The organism is Longimicrobium sp. (genome assembly GCA_036389795.1).
Lineage (GTDB): Bacteria > Gemmatimonadota > Gemmatimonadetes > Longimicrobiales > Longimicrobiaceae > Longimicrobium.
The window spans coordinates 20,648-36,745 of the sequence record DASVWD010000028.1 but is presented as its reverse complement, the minus strand read 5'-3'; the positions used below and the strand labels follow the sequence as shown (position 1 = coordinate 36,745).

At 74.3% G+C, this 16,098-nt stretch carries 12 protein-coding genes; 1 reads left to right on the top strand and 11 read right to left on the bottom strand.

Going from position 1 to position 16,098, the window contains the following annotated elements; all coding sequences use genetic code 11:
* The 11 genes from VF746_03585 to VF746_03535 all read right to left on the bottom strand — a co-directional run.
* On the bottom strand, positions 1–1,129 hold a 1,129-nt coding region (locus tag VF746_03585), incomplete at its 3' end, for a sigma 54-interacting transcriptional regulator (protein ID HEX8691497.1).
* Positions 1,130–1,644: 515 nt separating this feature from the next.
* Entirely contained in the window at positions 1,645–2,847 is a 1,203-nt protein-coding gene (locus VF746_03580) for a hypothetical protein (protein ID HEX8691496.1), read from the bottom strand.
* Between the two features lie 2 nt (positions 2,848–2,849).
* The gene (locus tag VF746_03575; protein ID HEX8691495.1) at positions 2,850–4,046 is read right to left on the bottom strand and encodes an ABC transporter substrate-binding protein; all 1,197 of its coding nucleotides are present in this window, start codon (positions 4,044–4,046) and stop codon (positions 2,850–2,852) included.
* A gap of 200 nt (positions 4,047–4,246) precedes the next feature.
* Positions 4,247–7,171: an NHLP bacteriocin export ABC transporter permease/ATPase subunit gene (locus VF746_03570; protein HEX8691494.1), complete on the bottom strand. Its 2,925-nt coding sequence runs from the start codon at positions 7,169–7,171 to the stop codon at positions 4,247–4,249.
* A 35-nt stretch (positions 7,172–7,206) separates the two neighbouring features.
* Positions 7,207–9,456 carry an NHLP family bacteriocin export ABC transporter peptidase/permease/ATPase subunit gene (locus tag VF746_03565; GenBank protein HEX8691493.1) on the bottom strand — a complete coding sequence of 750 codons (2,250 nt, stop codon included), beginning with the start codon at positions 9,454–9,456 and terminating at the stop codon, positions 7,207–7,209.
* Between the two features lie 96 nt (positions 9,457–9,552).
* Positions 9,553–10,812 carry an NHLP bacteriocin system secretion protein gene (locus VF746_03560; GenBank protein ID HEX8691492.1) on the bottom strand — a complete coding sequence of 420 codons (1,260 nt, stop codon included), beginning with the start codon at positions 10,810–10,812 and terminating at the stop codon, positions 9,553–9,555.
* Positions 10,813–10,884: 72 nt separating this feature from the next.
* Positions 10,885–12,420, bottom strand: a complete 1,536-nt coding sequence (locus tag VF746_03555; protein ID HEX8691491.1) for a TolC family protein — start codon at positions 12,418–12,420, stop codon at positions 10,885–10,887.
* Positions 12,421–12,476: 56 nt separating this feature from the next.
* Positions 12,477–12,659 (bottom strand): hypothetical protein, encoded by a 183-nt coding sequence (locus VF746_03550; GenBank protein HEX8691490.1) that lies wholly within the window; start codon positions 12,657–12,659, stop codon positions 12,477–12,479.
* Positions 12,660–12,668: 9 nt separating this feature from the next.
* Positions 12,669–12,995 (bottom strand): NHLP leader peptide family RiPP precursor, encoded by a 327-nt coding sequence (locus VF746_03545; protein HEX8691489.1) that lies wholly within the window; start codon positions 12,993–12,995, stop codon positions 12,669–12,671.
* Between the two features lie 380 nt (positions 12,996–13,375).
* Complete coding sequence (locus tag VF746_03540) at positions 13,376–14,482, bottom strand: hypothetical protein (GenBank protein ID HEX8691488.1); 1,107 nt, start codon at positions 14,480–14,482, stop codon at positions 13,376–13,378.
* Positions 14,483–14,579: 97 nt separating this feature from the next.
* Entirely contained in the window at positions 14,580–14,756 is a 177-nt protein-coding gene (locus VF746_03535) for a hypothetical protein (protein HEX8691487.1), read from the bottom strand.
* Positions 14,757–15,261: 505 nt separating this feature from the next.
* Between VF746_03535 and VF746_03530 the strand changes: the two genes are divergently transcribed.
* The gene (locus VF746_03530) at positions 15,262–15,441 is read left to right on the top strand and encodes a hypothetical protein (GenBank protein ID HEX8691486.1); all 180 of its coding nucleotides are present in this window, start codon (positions 15,262–15,264) and stop codon (positions 15,439–15,441) included.
* Positions 15,442–16,098: the final 657 nt, after the last annotated feature.

Below are 16,098 nucleotides of genomic sequence, written 5' to 3'. Positions count from 1 at the left end.
GCAGCTCGGGCTTCAGGCGGTGGTGGCGGAGGAAGTCCATGAACTTCAGGTACTCGTCCTGCGCCAGCCCGAACACGTTCAGGAGCCGCTTGTAGCTGCCGTGCGACGACTGCAGGCCCCGGGAGATGATCTCGCGCACCTCGGCGCGGTTCAGGTCGCGCTCCAGGAAGGGGCGGTGCACGTCCTCCCAGAAGCACCCCTCCCCCGCCGCCAGCCGCCCGCAGATCTCGCCGATCGCCTGCGCGTTGGCCGAGTTCTGCAGCTCGCGCGCGGCCACCTCCAGCGCCCCCGAGAAGTCGGCCGGGGTGATCTGCGGCCCCTCGGCGATGTGGAAGCCGGTGTCCACCACGCTGCGGACCTCGCGCACGTTCCCCGGCCAGCGGTGCGTGCTCAGCGCCACCCGCGCCGCGGGCGAGAGCTCCTTCGGCTGCCGCGTCTGCCGGGAGAGCCGCCCCAGGTAGTACTGGGCGATCAGCTCCCAGTCGTTGCCGCGCAGGCGCACCGGCGGCACCTGCACGTGCAGCGGGCGCAGCCGGTAGTACAGGTCGGCGCGGAACTTCCCCGCGGCGATCATCGGCTGCAGGTCGCGGCTGGTGGCCGCCACCACGCGCACGTCCACCCGCTTGACCTGGTTGCTCCCCACCGGGACGATCTCGCCCTCGCCCAGGGTGCGCAGCAGCATCGCCTGCGCCTGCATCGGCAGGTCGCCCACCTCGTCCAGGAACACGAAGCCGCCGTCGGCCTCCTCGAAGATCCCCCGGTGGTCGGCGACCGCCCCCGTGAAGCTCCCCTTGCGGTGCCCGAACAGCTCGCTGGCGATCAGCTCCGTCCCCACGTACTGCGCGCAGTTCACGCTCAGGAAGGCGCGGCGGTGCCGGCGCGCGTTCAGGAACACCGCGCGGGCGAACAGCTCCTTCCCCGTCCCCGTCTCGCCCGTGATCAGCACGGGGCTGTCGGAGGCGGCGAAGCGCACGACCTTGTCGAGCGCCTCCTCCAGGAGCGGGTGGCGGCCCACGAGCACGGTGGCGCGACGCTCGCCCCACTCGTCGAGTGAGTGGTGGTACAGGTCGCGCGCGGCGTCCAGCAGGAGCGCGGGGTCCGGAACGGCGGGGGAGAGGTGGGTCTGCACGGTACGTCCTGGGTTGGGGAATTCCCGACCCGGCGGGCGCGGCTGCACCCGGCGGGAGCGACGTGGGGGAAACCGGCGAAATGGGATCTATTGCGCCACTTGGGGCTGAACTGTGCCTGCGGTGGCGCGAGCGGTGCTTGCCGCGGGTGCGCCACTGCCTCTGGCGTTGCCGCGATTCCCCGCGAGGGGGAGGGCGTGCCGGGCGTGGGAAGCGCGTGGGCGCTCCCCGGAGAGGCACACCGGGGCGTTGCTGCCGACTGGGAGAAGACTGCGCTGAGGGAACTGCGGAGAGCCGGACCGCACTTCACCACGACCCGGGAAGCCCGGGTTCGGCCGGCGGCGTGAGGGGAGCGGCCGAGCGGCCTCTCCCGTGGCACCACCGGACCGTAACTGCGACAGCCCTGCGCGACGGCGCGTGCGCCGCCGTCCTACCAGATCACCCTCGGGAAGGGTGCACAAACATATGCCGATCTTGTTTTCTGACAAGGCCTTGCAGGTCCCGGAAGCCCCGAGCGCTACAAAGCGGCCCTCGGGATTCCGGACGCGGCTCGCGGCGCCGCCGGGGAGGCCGTAAGGGGGCGCTCCCCGTACGCCCTGCGGAAGCGCGCGGGTGCATCCGGAGACGCCAGCTCCTCCAGCGAGAGGGCGGCGAGCGCCCCCAGCGCGCGCGCGGCCTCGGCGGGGCCGGCCGCGCCGCGGGGGCGCAGCAGGTCGATCGCCTCCAGGCGCGCCGCGGCGCTCCTCACCAGGGCCTGCAGGACGCGGAACGCCCCGTCGGAAAGGGGCGGGGTGCCGCGGTAGTTCTGCAGGCGCCCCCCCTCGCGGTACGCGGTGGGGTCCTCCAGCCCCACGAAGCGCAGGAACCAGTCGGCCCGGTAGCGCCCCTCGGCGGCGCGGATCCCCTGGTAGTCGGCCAGCAGCTCGTCGTGGAGCGAGTTGCGCATGCTCCCCCACACGCGGCGGGTGAAGTAGTGCGCGCACTCGTGCTCCAGCCGGATGGCGAGCGACTTCGCGGGCCACTCTTCCCCGTCCAGCCCCAGCGCCCCCGCCTCGACCGCGCTGTAGGGGCCGCTGGAGAGGAGGACGAAGCGGTCCTGGTAGAGCTCCTTGCGCGGGACCACCTCGGCGCGGAAGTGGGCGGCCCACCCGCCGGCGGCCGCGGCCGCGGGGTGCGCCGCCTCCCAGGCGCGGCGCAGGCGCGCCACCCGGTCCCAGTTGTTGTAGCCGCCCACGATGCAGGCGCCCATCGAGTCGGGGACCGGGTCGGGCTCGTTGCGGCGGGTGAGCGCGCAGAGCAGCGCCACGAAGTCGGCGCGGGCGCGGGCCACCACCACCGGGAGCCGCCCGGCGGGGGTGGGGTGCAGGAAGAGCCGGATCCCCTCCGGGTCGGCGAAGACCAGGCCGCCCTCCGGGTGCGCCGTGGGCTCGCCGCGCAGGGTGGCCGCGCGGTAGGCGTCGCTCGCGCCGATCCCGGCCTGGACGGGGAAGCGCAGCTGCGGAAGGACGCCGGCCAGGATCGCCGCGGCCCCCTCGTCGGCAGCGCGCGCCGCGTACTCCTCCCACGCGGCCGCGAACGGCTCGTCGGGGAGCGGCCAGCCGCCCGCGGGAGGGGCGGCCGGGGCGAAGGCGCTCTCGGCGTAGGCGAGCAGCTCGTCCACCTCGGCGCCCCTGGCGCCGTGCGCCGCCAGCACCGCGGCGCGGAAGGCCGGGTCGGCCATCGTCAGCGCTCCCGGCCGCCGGCCCGGGCGAGCGCGTCGCCGCCCAGGTAGTGGAAGGCGCCGCCGCGCACCACCGTCTTCACCATCTCGCGCTCGGCCAGGTCGCCGCGCGGGTCGAAGGTGATCGGCCCGGTGACCCCCGGGTGGGCTCGGAGCGCGCGCAGGGCGGCGGCCACGTCCTCGGGCGCCGCCGAGCCGGCGCGGCGCATGGCCGCGGCCAGCACCATCACTGCGTCGTACCCCAGCGCCGCGCCCGGGTCGGCCTCGGCCCCGAAGCGCCGGCGGAAGGAGGCCGAGAAGCGCTGCACCACGGCGCGCGGCTCGCCCGGGTGGAAGGGCGAGGGGACCACGGTGCCCTCCACCGCCGCCCCGCCCGCCTGCACCAGCGCGGGGGAGCTCATGGCGTCGTCGCCCAGGATCGCCGCGGTGATCCCCAGCCGGCGCGCCTCGGCGGCCAGGTAGCCGGCCTGCGGCACCTGGCCCGCCAGGAACACCGCGTCCAGCTCCATGTCCTTCCACTCGCCCAGGGTGGGGGCGAAGGTGCGCCCGTCGCCCGCGGCCTCGGGGGCGTAGCTGGCCCGCGCGACCACGGTGAGCCCGGTGGTGGCCGCCCGCTCCTCGAAGGCGTTGGCCAGCGCCCGGCCGTAGCTGTTGCGCGCGTAGTAGATGGCCACGCGCCGGTAGCCGCGCCGGGCGGCGTACTCGGCCATGCGGTGCCCGGTCTGCCGGTCGGTGGGGATGATGCGGAAGACCCGGGCGTACCCCTTGGCCGTGAGCTCGGGGTCGGTGGAGGCGGGCGCCAGGAGCAGCAGCCCGCCCGACTCGTAGACCGAGGCCGCCGGCACCGTCACGTAGCTGTTCAGGTGCCCGATCACCGCCGCCACCCGCGGGTCGTCGGCCAGCCGCTGGGCCACCAGGAGGCCGTCGTTCACCGAGCCGCGGTCGTCCTCCATGCGGAGCCTCACGCGGCGGCCGCCGATCCCGCCGGCGGCGTTGACCTCCTCCACCGCCATCTGCAGCCCCTCGGCGAAGCGGATCTCGCCGCGCGCCTGGAAGGGCCAGACGGCGGCCAGCACGATGTCGCCCTTCTCCTGGCGCCCCAGCTGGGCGCGCTCCTCGGCGGGCGAGCCGGGGCCGCAGCCGGCCGCCGCGAGGGCGAGCAGGGCGGCGGCCGCGAAGATCGGACGGATGCGCGTCATGGGTGGGTCCTCACGTGTGCGGATTCGGGTTCGTCGTACTGAGTTAGGGAGTGCTGGGTCCTGAGTCCCTAGTCCTTAGTCCTTAGTCCTCAGTGCTAAGTCCTGAGTCCTGAAGTCCTGAGTGCCGAGGTGCCGGATCGGGTCTCGTCTGTGCACCTGGCACCTGGCACCTGAAGCCGACCGAGCGCTCGAGCGCTTGCTCAGGCCAGCTGCCGCTTCGCCAGCTCGGCGAAGAGCCCGTCCTGGCGGATCAGCTCGTGGTAGGTGCCGGCCTGCACGATGCGGCCGGCCTCGATCACGTAGATGCGGTCGGCGTTCAGGATGGTGCTGAGGCGGTGCGCGATCACCACGCGGGTGGCGTTCAGGCGGTCCAGGCTCTGGGTGACGATCGCCTGGGTGCGGTTGTCGAGCGCGCTGGTGGCCTCGTCGAAGAAGAGGATGCGCGGGCGCTGCACGATGGCGCGCGCGATCATCAGCCGCTGGCGCTGGCCGCCCGAGAGGGTGCCGCCGCCCTCGCTGACCACGGTGTGCATCCCCATCGGCATGGCCTTGATGTCCTCGTCGAAGCCGGCCATGCGCGCCGCCTCCCAGGCGTCTTCCTGCGTGGCGGGGGAGCTGCCGGCGATGTTGGTGAAGATGTCGCCCGACATCAGCCGCCCGTTCTGCAGCACCACCCCGATCTGGCGGCGCACCGCCTGCGCGTCGAGGCCGGCCAGCTCGCGCCCGTCGTAGTAGACCGCGCCCGACTCGGGCGCCTCGAAGCCCAGCAGGAGGCGGAGCAGCGTGCTCTTCCCCGACCCCGAGGGGCCCACGAAGGCCACGAACTCGCCCGGCCTGATGCGCATGGTGAGGTCGCGCAGGATCGGGGGGCCGTCGGGGTTGTAGCGGAACACCACCCGCTCGATGTCGATGCCGCCCGAGAGCGCGCCCGGGTCGGCCTTGGCGGTGTCGACCTCGGGGAGCGTCTCCAGGATCGGGCGCGCCTGCTCGTACATCGGCACCACCGCCATGGCCCCCAGGAGCGCCGCCGAGGCGCCCAGCATCCCTCCCAGGCAGGTGGCGAACGAGGTCATGAAGGCCATGAAGTCGCCGGTGCGCAGCGGGTGGTCGCCGCTCATGAGCGGCAGCGCCACCGCGTACAGCACCAGCGTGGTGACCACCGGGTAGCCGGCGTTGAACGAGGCCACCAGGTTGCCGATGGAGCGGGCGCGGAACTGCAGCTGGCGCTGCTCGCTGAAGCCTTTCGCCCAGATCGAGAACGCCTCCCCCTCGGCCGCGGCGGTGCGCAGCTTGGCGATGGAGGAGAGGAACTGCAGCACCGAGCCCGAGAGCTTCGTGCGCAGCGCGGCGATCTGGTTCTCGCTCTTCATCTGCAGCCGGCTGGCGCCCGCCGTGACGGCGATGGAGAGCGCGATCAGCCCCGTCCCCCACAGCGCCAGCCGCGGCGAGTAGTGGTAGAGCAGCCCGAAGTGCACCACCGAGAAGAGCCCGCCCAGGAGCGCCTGGATGGTGGCGCCGGAGAGGTGCTGGCGGATGGCGTCGATCCCCATGGCGCGGCTGGCCAGGTTGCCGGCCGAGTAGGGGCGGAAGAACGGCATCGGCAGCCCCAGCACCCGGTCCCACACCGCGGCCTGGGTGGCCGAGCCCATGCGGCCCTCGATGCGCACCAGCGCCACCCCGGCGCCCAGCCGGAAGAGCATGGTGGCCAGCGCGATCACCACCAGCGCGGCGGTGAGCTGCCCCAGCTGCCCCCGCTCGGCGCCGGGGATGATGTCGTTGAAGATCTTCCCCGTGGCCATCGGGGTCACCAGCGACAGGAGCGCGGCGGCCACGCTCAAGCCCAGCACCATCCCCAGGTCGCGCCCGCACCCCTGCAGCCCGAAGCGCACCACGTCCTTCAGCCCGAGCGCCTGGTCGGAGAAGGGGCGGTAGAAGGTGAAGGCGATCGGCTTCACCCGGTCGGCCAGGGCGGCGTCGACCAGGGCCGCCTCGCCGCGCTCCCGCGGGTCGTGCAGGGTGTAGCGCGTCCCCCGCGCGGGGAGGAGCGCCACCGGGCGGCCGTCCTCGGCCAGGTAGGCCAGGAGCGGGCCGCCGTCCTCCCTCCACCACCCCTCGCGCAGCACCACCTGGCGGGTGCGGGTGCGCGAGGCGCGGGCCAGCGCCCCCAGCGGGTCGCGCGGGGCGGGGGCGCCCTTCTCGCGCGGGTAGGGGTGCACCGCCACCCCCAGCGCCGCGCCCACCAGGCGGGCGGCGCAGAGGAGCGGGTCGTCGGACGCGCCGCCGGCGGCCGCGGCTCTGAGCCGCATCCGCGCGGGGGCGCCGGCCTCGAGCGTGGTGGCCAGCCGCCCCACGGCGCCCTGGAAGGCGCCGCGCCCGGCGGCGGCCTTCTCGCGCAGCCGCTCGCGCTCGGCCCGGGCGGCCTCGGCGGCCATGCGGGCCACGCACTCCAGCACCAGGGCGTGCAGCCGCTCCAGCCCCTCCCAGGCGTCGCCGCGCCCCAGCACGGCCGCGGTCTCCTGCAGGTCCAGGCGGCAGCTCCCCTGCACCTCCATCCAGGCGCTCTTCGCCAGCGGGGTGAAGTCGCCGTTCAGCTTGAGCCCCTCGCGCCCCAGCAGGAAGGAGGCGCCGTCCAGGTGGCGCACCCACGCCACCCGGCGCCCCGGGCGCACGTAGCGCACGCCCTGCGGGAGGTCGGGCGCCTCGGGGCTCACCTCGGCGCACCCGTCGGGGGCCACGCCGCGCCCCACGGCGGCGCAGAGCAGGTCCACCCACTCGTCGAGGAGGCCGGCCAGCGCCCCGGAGCGCGCCGGGTCCATGGCGGCGGCGCGCAGCACGCGCCGCTCCACCGGCGCCACCCGGGTGCCGGGCGAGCCCACCGCCAGGAGCCCCACGGCGGCGCCCTCGCCCGCGCCGGTGCCGAAGACGAGCTGCCCCGCCCCGGCGCGGAAGAGGTGGGTGCGGCTTCCCGCCGGAAGGCCGCCCGCGAGCGGCACGGCGAAGACGTCGACGCGGCCGGCCGTGACCAGCCAGGCGCTGGCGCCGGCCAGGAGGAAGGGGCGGTCGCTGCCGGCCTCGAACTCGGCGGCGCCCGCGGCCAGGAAGTCGGGAGGGGTGGTCGCGCTCACGTCGGGACCTGCGGTCGGGGAGGTCGGGTGCGTCATCACTCGGAGGCGATCAGCCGGCTGTAGTAGCCGGGCTGGGCGGCGAGCTGCTCGTGCGTGCCGCGCTGCACGATCTTGCCCTGGTGCAGCACGATGATCTCGTCGCAGTCGCGGATGGTGGAGAGCCGGTGCGCCACGATCAGGCAGGTGCAGCCGCGGCGGCGCAGGTTGTCGTCGATCGTCTTCTCGGTGGCCGGGTCCAGCGCGCTGGTGGCCTCGTCGAGCACCAGCATGGTGGGGTTGCCCGCCAGCGCCCGGGCGATCTCGAGGCGCTGGCGCTGCCCGCCGCTGAAGTTGGTGCCCCCCTCCTCCACCGGGCTCGCGTAGCCGCCGGGGCGCGAGGCGACCTCGTCGTGGATGCAGGCGTCGCGGGCGGCCTGCAGCAGCTCGGCCTCGGGGACGGTGGCGTCCCAGAGCGTCACGTTGTCGCGGATCGTCCCCTCGAACATGAAGATCTCCTGGTCGACGATGGCCAGCGAGTTGGCCAGCACGCCGCGCGGGATCTCGTCGCGGCTCTTCCCGTCGAAGAGGATCTCGCCCGACCACGGCTCGTAGAGCCCCGACACCAGCTTGCTGACGGTGCTCTTGCCGCACCCCGAGCCCCCCACCAACGCCACGCGGCTGCCGGGCCTGAGCGTCAGGTTGAAGTTCTCGATCAGCGGCGGGTCCAGCGGCGAGTAGCCGAAGGTGACGTGCTTGAGCTCCAGGAAGCCGGAGAGCTTCACCGGGGGGCCGTCCTCCGCCAGCTCGCCCTCGTCGGCCGCCGCCACGGCGCGCCGGTCGGGGCGGGCCAGCAGCACGTCGTCCAGGCGGTCCATGTCGCCCTTGACCTCCTGCAGGGTGCCGCCCAGGCTCACCAGCCGGTTGACCGGGTTCACGAACGCCAGCATGAGCGCCTGGAACGCCATCAGCATCCCCATGCTCAGGTGGCCGTCCATCACCCTCGAGCCCCCGAAGCCCAGGAGCAGCGCGGTGTTGAGCGAGAGGAGGAACTGGGGGACCTGCGCCAGCACCTGGCTGGTGAGCGAGATCTGCTGGCCGGCGTTGATCACCTTGGCCTGGTAGCCGCTCCAGCGGGCGAAGAAGTCCGACTCGCTCCCGGTGGCCTTGAGGCTCTCGATCGTCTGCAGCCCGCCCATGGCGGTGCCCATCATCTTCCCGCCGTCCTGCAGCATCCGCTGGGTGAGGTCCACCCGGCGGCGCGACATCACCTTGAGCACCACCATGTTGAGCGCCACGATCGTCACCGACAGCAGCGTCAGCCACACGTCGTACTGCACCATCATCAGGGCGTAGAAGGCGATCACGACGAAGTTCAGCACCGTGGTGGCCAGCTCGCCCGAGAGCAGGCGCGCCACCTTGTCGTTGATCGCCACGCGGCCGCCGATCTCGCCGGCGAAGCGCTGGTTGAAGAAGGTGATGGGCAGCCTCAGCACGTGCCAGAAGAAGGTGGCCGAGGTGGAGAGCGCCACCTTGGTCTCCAGCCGGAGCAGGTAGCGCTGCTGCAGGAAGGTGAGCACCGCCTGCACCACGCCGGTGAGCGCCATCAGGATCAGGAGGGGGCGCAGCCACGCCGTGAGCCCCTTCACCAGCACGCTGTCGACGAAGACGCGCGAGAAGGTGGGGACCACGAGCCCGGGGACCACCAGCGACAGCCCGGCCAGGATCACGAAGAGCAGCGCCAGCCGCGAGCCCCTGAGCCGCGGGGCCAGCGTGCCCAGGAGCCCCCTCCGGCGGCCGCCCGCCTGGAAGTCCTCGCCCTTCTCGAAGGTCATCACCACGCCGGTGAACGACTGGTCGAACTCCTCCTCCGAGATCACGCGCGGCCCCTGGGCGGGGTCGTTGATGCGCACCTGCCCCTTGTGGAACCCGTCGAGCACCAGGAAGTGGTTGAAGTTCCAGTGCACGATGGCCGGCATGGGGAGAGGGCGGAGCTGGTTGGGCTCCTTCTTGAACCCCTTGGCCACGAGCCCCAGGCCGCGCGCGGCCTTGAGCAGGTTGCTGGCCTTGCTCCCGTCGCGCGAGACGCCGCACGCCACGCGCAGCTCCTCGAGCGGCACGTAGCGCCCGTGGTGGGCCAGGATCATGGCCAGCGAGGCGGCGCCGCACTCCACCGCCTCCATCTGCAGGATGGTGGGGGTGCGCACCCACTTCGCGGGGGCTGCGGCCGCCTCGGGGGGCGCCGGGCGGAGCCAGGGCGGAAGCTTCAGCCTCCCCCAGTGACGGCGCGTGATGCTCGCCAGTGGCATCGGTCAGCGTGGTGCGGTTCGGGTGGGGCGGGGGCGCCGCCATCGGCGCCCCCGCCGCGATCGGTCTCTGGTCCGGCTCGGGTCCGGCGGTCCGGCTTACATCCCCGACCAGCGGCGCAGCAGCGGGAGCACCGCGGCCAGGGGGCGCTGGCGGTCGACGGTGACCTGGCCGCTGGCCAGGGTGCCGCTCTGGATCTCGACCGGGGGGCCGCCGGAGGACGACCAGCGGTAGCGGCTCACGGTGGCGGGGTCCACGATCAGGTCGGCGTGCACCTCGTAGGGGGCGCCGTTGCCGGAGAGGCCCTGCACCAGCTGGTCGTTCTTGAGCGTCATGGCCATGCCGCGCGGGGTGGCGGGGAAGTTGGAGACGAAGGTCACCTTCCCCAGCATCATCCCGAACTCCTCCTGCCGCACCGTGGAGGGGGCGATCTGGATCTCCATCCCCGGCTTCACCTTCTTGCCGTGCATCGAGGGGACGTAGATCACCGCCATCAGGTTCTTCACCGAGCTGCCGGTGAGGTCCAGGTTCAGGACGGGCTCGCCGCGCCCCACCATCTTCCCCTGCTCGGTCATCAACTCCAGGATGCGCCCGGTGTAGGGCGAGACCACCTGCGAGGCGCGGCGGAGGTCGCGCTCCAGCTGCGCCAGCTCCAGCTCGGCCAGCTGGATCTCGCGGCGGTGGGCGGCGAGCTGGCGGGAGCGGTCGTTGTCGGAGGAGAGCTTCTGCACGTCGAGCTGCGCCAGCTGGCTGCGCCCGGAGCGGATCTTCTCCTGCGACTGCTCCAGCTGCTGGCGGGTCTGCAGCAGGGCGCCGCGGGTGACGAGCCCCTGCTCCACCAGCTTCTCCTGGCTCTGCACCCGCTCGGTGAGCCAGCGCAGCGTCTGCTCCTCGGCGGCGATCGACTGCTGCAGGTTGCGGCGCTGCTCGCCCACGCTCTGGGCCTGCAGCTGGGCGTCGTTGCCGCTGAAGGACAGGGTGCGCTGGTACTCGGCGCGCAGCGCCGCCAGCCGGGCCTTGGCCTCCTGCAGGCGGGCCGAGTGCTCGGGCTGGGCGATCCACGCCACCACCTGCCCCTCGGTCACGCTGTCGCCCACGCTCACGGAGACGTCGGTGACGCGCCCCTCGGCGGGCGAGACCACCTCGAAGACGCCGCCGCTCTTGAGCAGGATCCCGCCGCCGGCCACCTTCTCGGAGAGGGAGCCGAAGACGCCCCACATGATCGCCATCACCAGCAGCGCGCCCAGGCCGGCCAGCGCCAGCCAGCCGCGGGGGTTGGTCACCTGCATCACTTGGTCGAGCTGCTCGGGCGAGGAGAGCCGGTCCAGCGACACCTTGCGGAAGACTCGGTTTTCCATGTTGCGGAGGCGGTTGTCGGGGCTCGTGGTGGCTCGGGGGCGCCCGGGCGGTGGCGGCCGGGCGCGGCGGCTTTACGGTCTGCTCAGCAGCCGCGCGGGGTCGACCGCCGGGCCGTCGGCGGTGTCCTCGGCCAGGGTGCCGGTCTCCACGCGCAGCTGGGCCAGCGCCTTGGCGTAGGCCAGCCGGCCGGCCACCTCGCTCAGCAGGGCGCCGGTCAGGTTGTCCTCGGCGTAGATGACGTCGAACAGGGTGGCGGCGCCCAGGCGGTTCTTCTGCTGCTCGTTCTCGACCGTGGTGCGGTAGAGCGCCACGGCGCGCTCGGCGTGCTCCACCGCGGCGGCGCCGCGGGAGAGCGACTGGACCAGCAGGGCCACGCTCGCGGTGATGTGGCGGGCCCGGTCGGCCACGTCGGCCGCCTTCTCGGCGCGCTGGGCCTCGGCCTGGGCCGCGAGCCCGCGGGCCTCGGTGCGGGCGACGGGGAGCTGCCAGTCGACCCGGACCGAGGCGTTCAGGCCGGGGACGTCGCGGTAGAGCGGCTCCACCAGCCCGCCGTAGCCGCTGCCCAGCCGCCGCCCGGCGTACCCCATCGAGAGCTGCAGGTCCAGCCGGGGCTTGAGCTCCTCGCGGGCGCCGGCCAGCAGGACCTCGTCGGAGGAGAGCTCCATGCGGGTGGCCACGTAGTCGCCGCGGCGCTCCAGCGCCAGCCGCGCCAGCCGCTCGGCGTCGGCCGCGCCGGGGCTCCAGGCGGCGGCCGCGGGAAAGGGGGTGCCGGGGGCGGGGAGCGCGGCCGTCTCGGCCAGCTCCAGCCCCATCGCCAGCCCCAGGTTGGCGCGGGCCTCCTCGACGGCCTGCTCGGCGGCGATGCGCTGCTGGCCGGCCCGGGCGAGGGCGGCGTCGAGGGGGGTGAGGTCGGCGGCGGGGCGCTCGTCGCCCGCCACCAGCGCGCGGGTCTCCTCCAGGCGGCGCCGGGCGCGCTCCTCGGCCTGGGCGTACACCTCCAGCCGCGCGTGCGCGGCCACGTAGTCCCAGTAGGCGCCCACCGCCTGGTTCACGCCCACGTCGGTGGCGTAGCGCACGTCCAGGCGGACGGCGTCGGCGCGCAGCCGCGCCGCGCGCTCGCCGGCGGTGCTGGCGCGGCCGAAGCGGTCGCGCAGGAGCGGGACGGCCACGCTCAGGCTCACGCTGGAGCCGGCGTCGGCCGCCGCCGCGCCCTCGCGGGCGGTGCGGCTGACCGTCACCCGCGGCTGCACGACGATCCCGGAGCGGAACTGGCGGGTGGCGTTCAGCTCGTAGGCGGCGGTGTGGGTGGTGGCGGCCTGCAGCCCGGCCTGGCCGGCTTCGAAGGCGCTCTGCTGCGTGCCGCTCACGCTGGCGCCCAGCCGCAGGTCGAAGCGCCCCGCGGCGGCCAGCGCCCGCGCGCGGACGGCGTCCGCGCGGGCCACCACCGCCAGGATCTGGGGGCTCCCCTCCATCGCGCGGCTCACCACCCGGTCCAGGGTGAGGCCGCCGCCGTCCTGCGCGGCCGCGGCGCGCGGCGCGCCGAAGAGCGCCAGCGCGGCCAGCGCGGCCCCCAGGCGGGCCGCCGAGCGGAAGGTCTGCTGCGGCATCGTCGTCTCTCTCCGGCGCGGGTCGCGGTGCGGGGGGTGCGGCGGGCGCCGCCGGCTCAGCCGGCGGCGACCGTGTCGAAGGCGGCCGCGGGGAAGTGCACCCGGGCCAGCCCGCCGACGACGGCTTCCAGCTCGTCGTCGGTGAGCTCCATCTCGGCGTCGAGGATCCGGGCCGCGGCGGGCTTCAGCTCCAGCTTCAGCTCGACCGGCGGCGCGGCGACGAGGGTCGTCTGCGTCATGGCTCGCCCTCAGGGGGGAGGCGGGGGAGGCGGATCGGACGGCGGGGGCGGCGCGTCGTCGTTCCAGTACTGCAGGGTGCCGCCGGCGACCTTCTCCAGGTCGTCGTCCGACAGCTCGTCGTCGCCGCCGCACAGCTCGGGGAGCACGACCACCACGTCGAACGCGGGGTCCTTCTCCACGAACCTGATGCGGAAGCCGGCGGGGAGCGCCACGCCGTACGCGCCGTGGATGGCGCCGGCGGGGTCGGCGAGGAGCTGCTGGCGGAACGCGCGGTCGGTGCCCGCGCGATGCACGACCTGCTCGAGCAGCTTCTCGCTCATCTTCGAGGAGGACATCGGGTGCTCCAGACTCCGGGGGTGGGGGTGAACCGTCTGTCGGCCCGGGGAAAAGCAAGCGCCGTGCACGGGCGCCTGTCTCTCCAAGTGTTTGTCGTGGATGGATTTGTGGGGCTGGACGCTGCGCCGGGGCCGGGGCTGGCGGCGTCCCGGCTCTACCCGGTAGAGCGGGGGCTCTACGGGCCGCGCGGGTCTTCCAATCCGGAGGGCCGACAGGGGTGTCGGCGCCATGCCGGGGCCATCTGCGCCGGAAGCGGCAAGGCCTCACGCAGAATCGACGCAGTCGACGGAGAACCCCGCGGTTCTCCGCTGACCCGGTCGATCCGTGCGAGGCATTCGGTGGTGGATCTCGATTCCGGACGATCCTCCGCCAGAGGGGATCAGACCGCGGCGAGCTCGGGCGCGGCGGCGGGGGAGGGGGCCGGGCGGCGGGGGAGGAAGCGGTTGTGCAGGCAGAGGTAGGCCTTGGCTTCCACGCGGCCGGCGTCGAACACCAGCTTCACGTGGTTGACGCGCCGCACCACCAGGCTCTTCCACAGCTCGTGCGGGAGCTGCTCGCGCGCCGCGCCGGGGAAGGCGGCCATGGCGTCGCGCTCCTGCGCCGTGCACAGGCCGGCGCCCACCAGGTGGTCCAGGAACGCGGCCTCGCAGATCTCCCCGCGCACCTGCGTGCGCCGGCCGAAGACGTACTCCAGCCCCAGCCGGCCGAGGACGCCGCCGGCGTCCAGGTCCAGGTGCACCAGCGCGGCGTCGCGCGCGGGGGCGCCCTCGCGCACGGCGCTCAGCTGTGCCAGCGCGGCCTCGAGGGGGGCGTACGGCCCCGGCCAGCCGGCGGCGCGCAGGAAGGCCGGGAGGTCGCGCGCGCTCACCTCCACCGGGCACACCCTGAGCGCGCGGGTGCCGCGCGGCAGGAGGCAGCCGGCGTAGAGGACGGTGGCGCCCCCGGGGAGGCAGCGGTAGACGCGCCGGAGCGCGGCGCGCCGGGCGGGGTCGAGCGCTCCTCCGAGGAGCGCCTCCAGCGCGGCCTCGGTGCGCGCGCTCCGCTCGCCGGCCGTGCCGGTGCCGAAGGCGGCGGGGGTGAAGGCCACGAACACGCCGGGCAGCGGCGGCGCCCCCCCGGCGCGCGGGTCCACGTCGAACTCCAGCCAGAGCGAGTCGACCCAGGGGTGCAGCGGGTCGGCGGGGTCGGCCCAGCGGCGGCAGAGCCCGGCCACCCGCTCCCACGCGGGGGCGGCGGCCAGGCCGGGGGGGAGCGCCAGCGCGGGGTTGGCGCCGGTGATGATCTCGCGCCCCGCGGCGTCGACCTCGACGATCACGTCGACGGGGGCGGGGCGGCCGCCGAGGCGGCACTCCAGGTAGGTCCAGCGGGTGAGCGCGGCCGGGAGCGCGGCGGCCGCCGCGCGCGCGGCCGCGTACTCCTCCGGCGGCAGCAGCGCGGCGGGGAAGTGGGCCGAGAGCGTGTCCAAGGTGTCGGCCAGCGAGATCATCGGTCGCGTCGGTGGGGCGGTGCGGCGCCGCCGCCGGACGGGGCGGGCGGCGCCGGGCAGGGTGGCGCCCGGCGCGCTCCGGCCCGCGCGGGGCGGCTCAGAAGCCGCCGTCGGTCGGGAAGGTCGGAGGAGTGCCCAGGGTGTCGCAGAAGTCGACGGTCTGGCAGCCGTCGATGCTGCACAGGCCGCCGCCGGCCACTTCCTCCAGCGCCTCGTCGCTCAGCTCCGGCTCCTCGCCGCGGGCGACGAACTCCTGGGTCTCGATCTCGAACATGGGGGGCTCCAATCGGGAAAGGGGGATGCGGCCGCCCGGGGGCGCCGCGCTGCGATCCGGCCCGGGGGAGAGGCAACCCGGATACCGCGCCGGGAGGACGCCACAACTCCTTTTTCCGATGCGGGTTGCGGGATGGTGGCGCCAACGGGCCTCCCCCCGGGTGGAGCCCCGGCTCCATCCGGTAGAGCCGGCGCTCCATTGCGCGGGGGCGCCCGGGGGCGCCTCGATCCGCGAGGCGCGGAACGTTCCGCATCGGCGGGAGGGCGCGGCAACCCTCTCCGCCGGCGCTCCCGGGTAGAGCCGCGCGGACAGGATGTAGAGCCTCCGCTCTACCCGGGCCGCGGCGAGCCGCGCCGGAGCATGGCGCAAGTGTTTGCATCGTATGGGTTTGCGAGATCGGGCGGGCGGGCACGGCCGGTGCGTTCCCACCGGGCCGTTCGGCCGCTCCGTGCGGCCACCCCCGGCTGGGCGGTCCCGTCCGGCCACCCCACCCCAGGAGGCTCCCATGTCGGAGAAAGAGCAGATCGAGGCGCAGGCGGGCGACGAGCTGGACGAGACCCAGCTCGAGGCCGTGTCCGGCGGCGACGGCATCATCAGCGACGCCATCGACTGGTGCGCAGAGCAGATCAACAAGGCGGGCCAGCAGCTCGTGCAGGCCGCGAGCGGCGGGATGATCCAGCAGTAAGTCGACACCCGTTCCGGACCAGACCCCTCCGGGCCGGAGCGGTCCGGTCCGGGCGGGATCCTGCTCACCCCGAGGGAAGTTCCGGGGGGGCGGACGGGGGCGCCCGCCCGGGCGGCTCCGGGGCGGGAGGAGGCCTTCGCGGCCTCCTCCCGCCCTGCGCGTTTTTCCGGCACCGCCGCCGGGCTCCGCCCGCCGATGGAGCCGCAGAACGCCGCCGGAAGAGCGCGGCCACGTCCGAGCGATCCTTCTCGAGCCGGTGCTGCACGGGCTTCACGGCGCCGCTGCTCTGCACCCGCGGCTCCCGCCGGAGTCCTCCGGCTCCCGCCCACGACCGCTCGACCACGCCGGCAGCGCGGCGGGCGAGCGCCGGCTGTACACGCCGCCAACCTCTCGCGGCTACCGGGGCCGGGCCCGGTCGGCCGAGCGCTGACGCGGCGTTGCGGCGGACGGCGCCTGACACCGACGACCGGGTAAAAAGCTCTGAAGACCTCACGCAGAGACGCAGAGACGCCGAGAAAGCCTGATACCACCTTGCAGAGCATCGTTCGGGAATAGGTCCTGAAAGGCCTCACACAGAGAAACGGAGAAACAGAGGACTTCGGTTTCTCTGTTCCTCTGTTTCTCTGTGTGATTCCAATCTGTTGCTGTTCTGTTTGG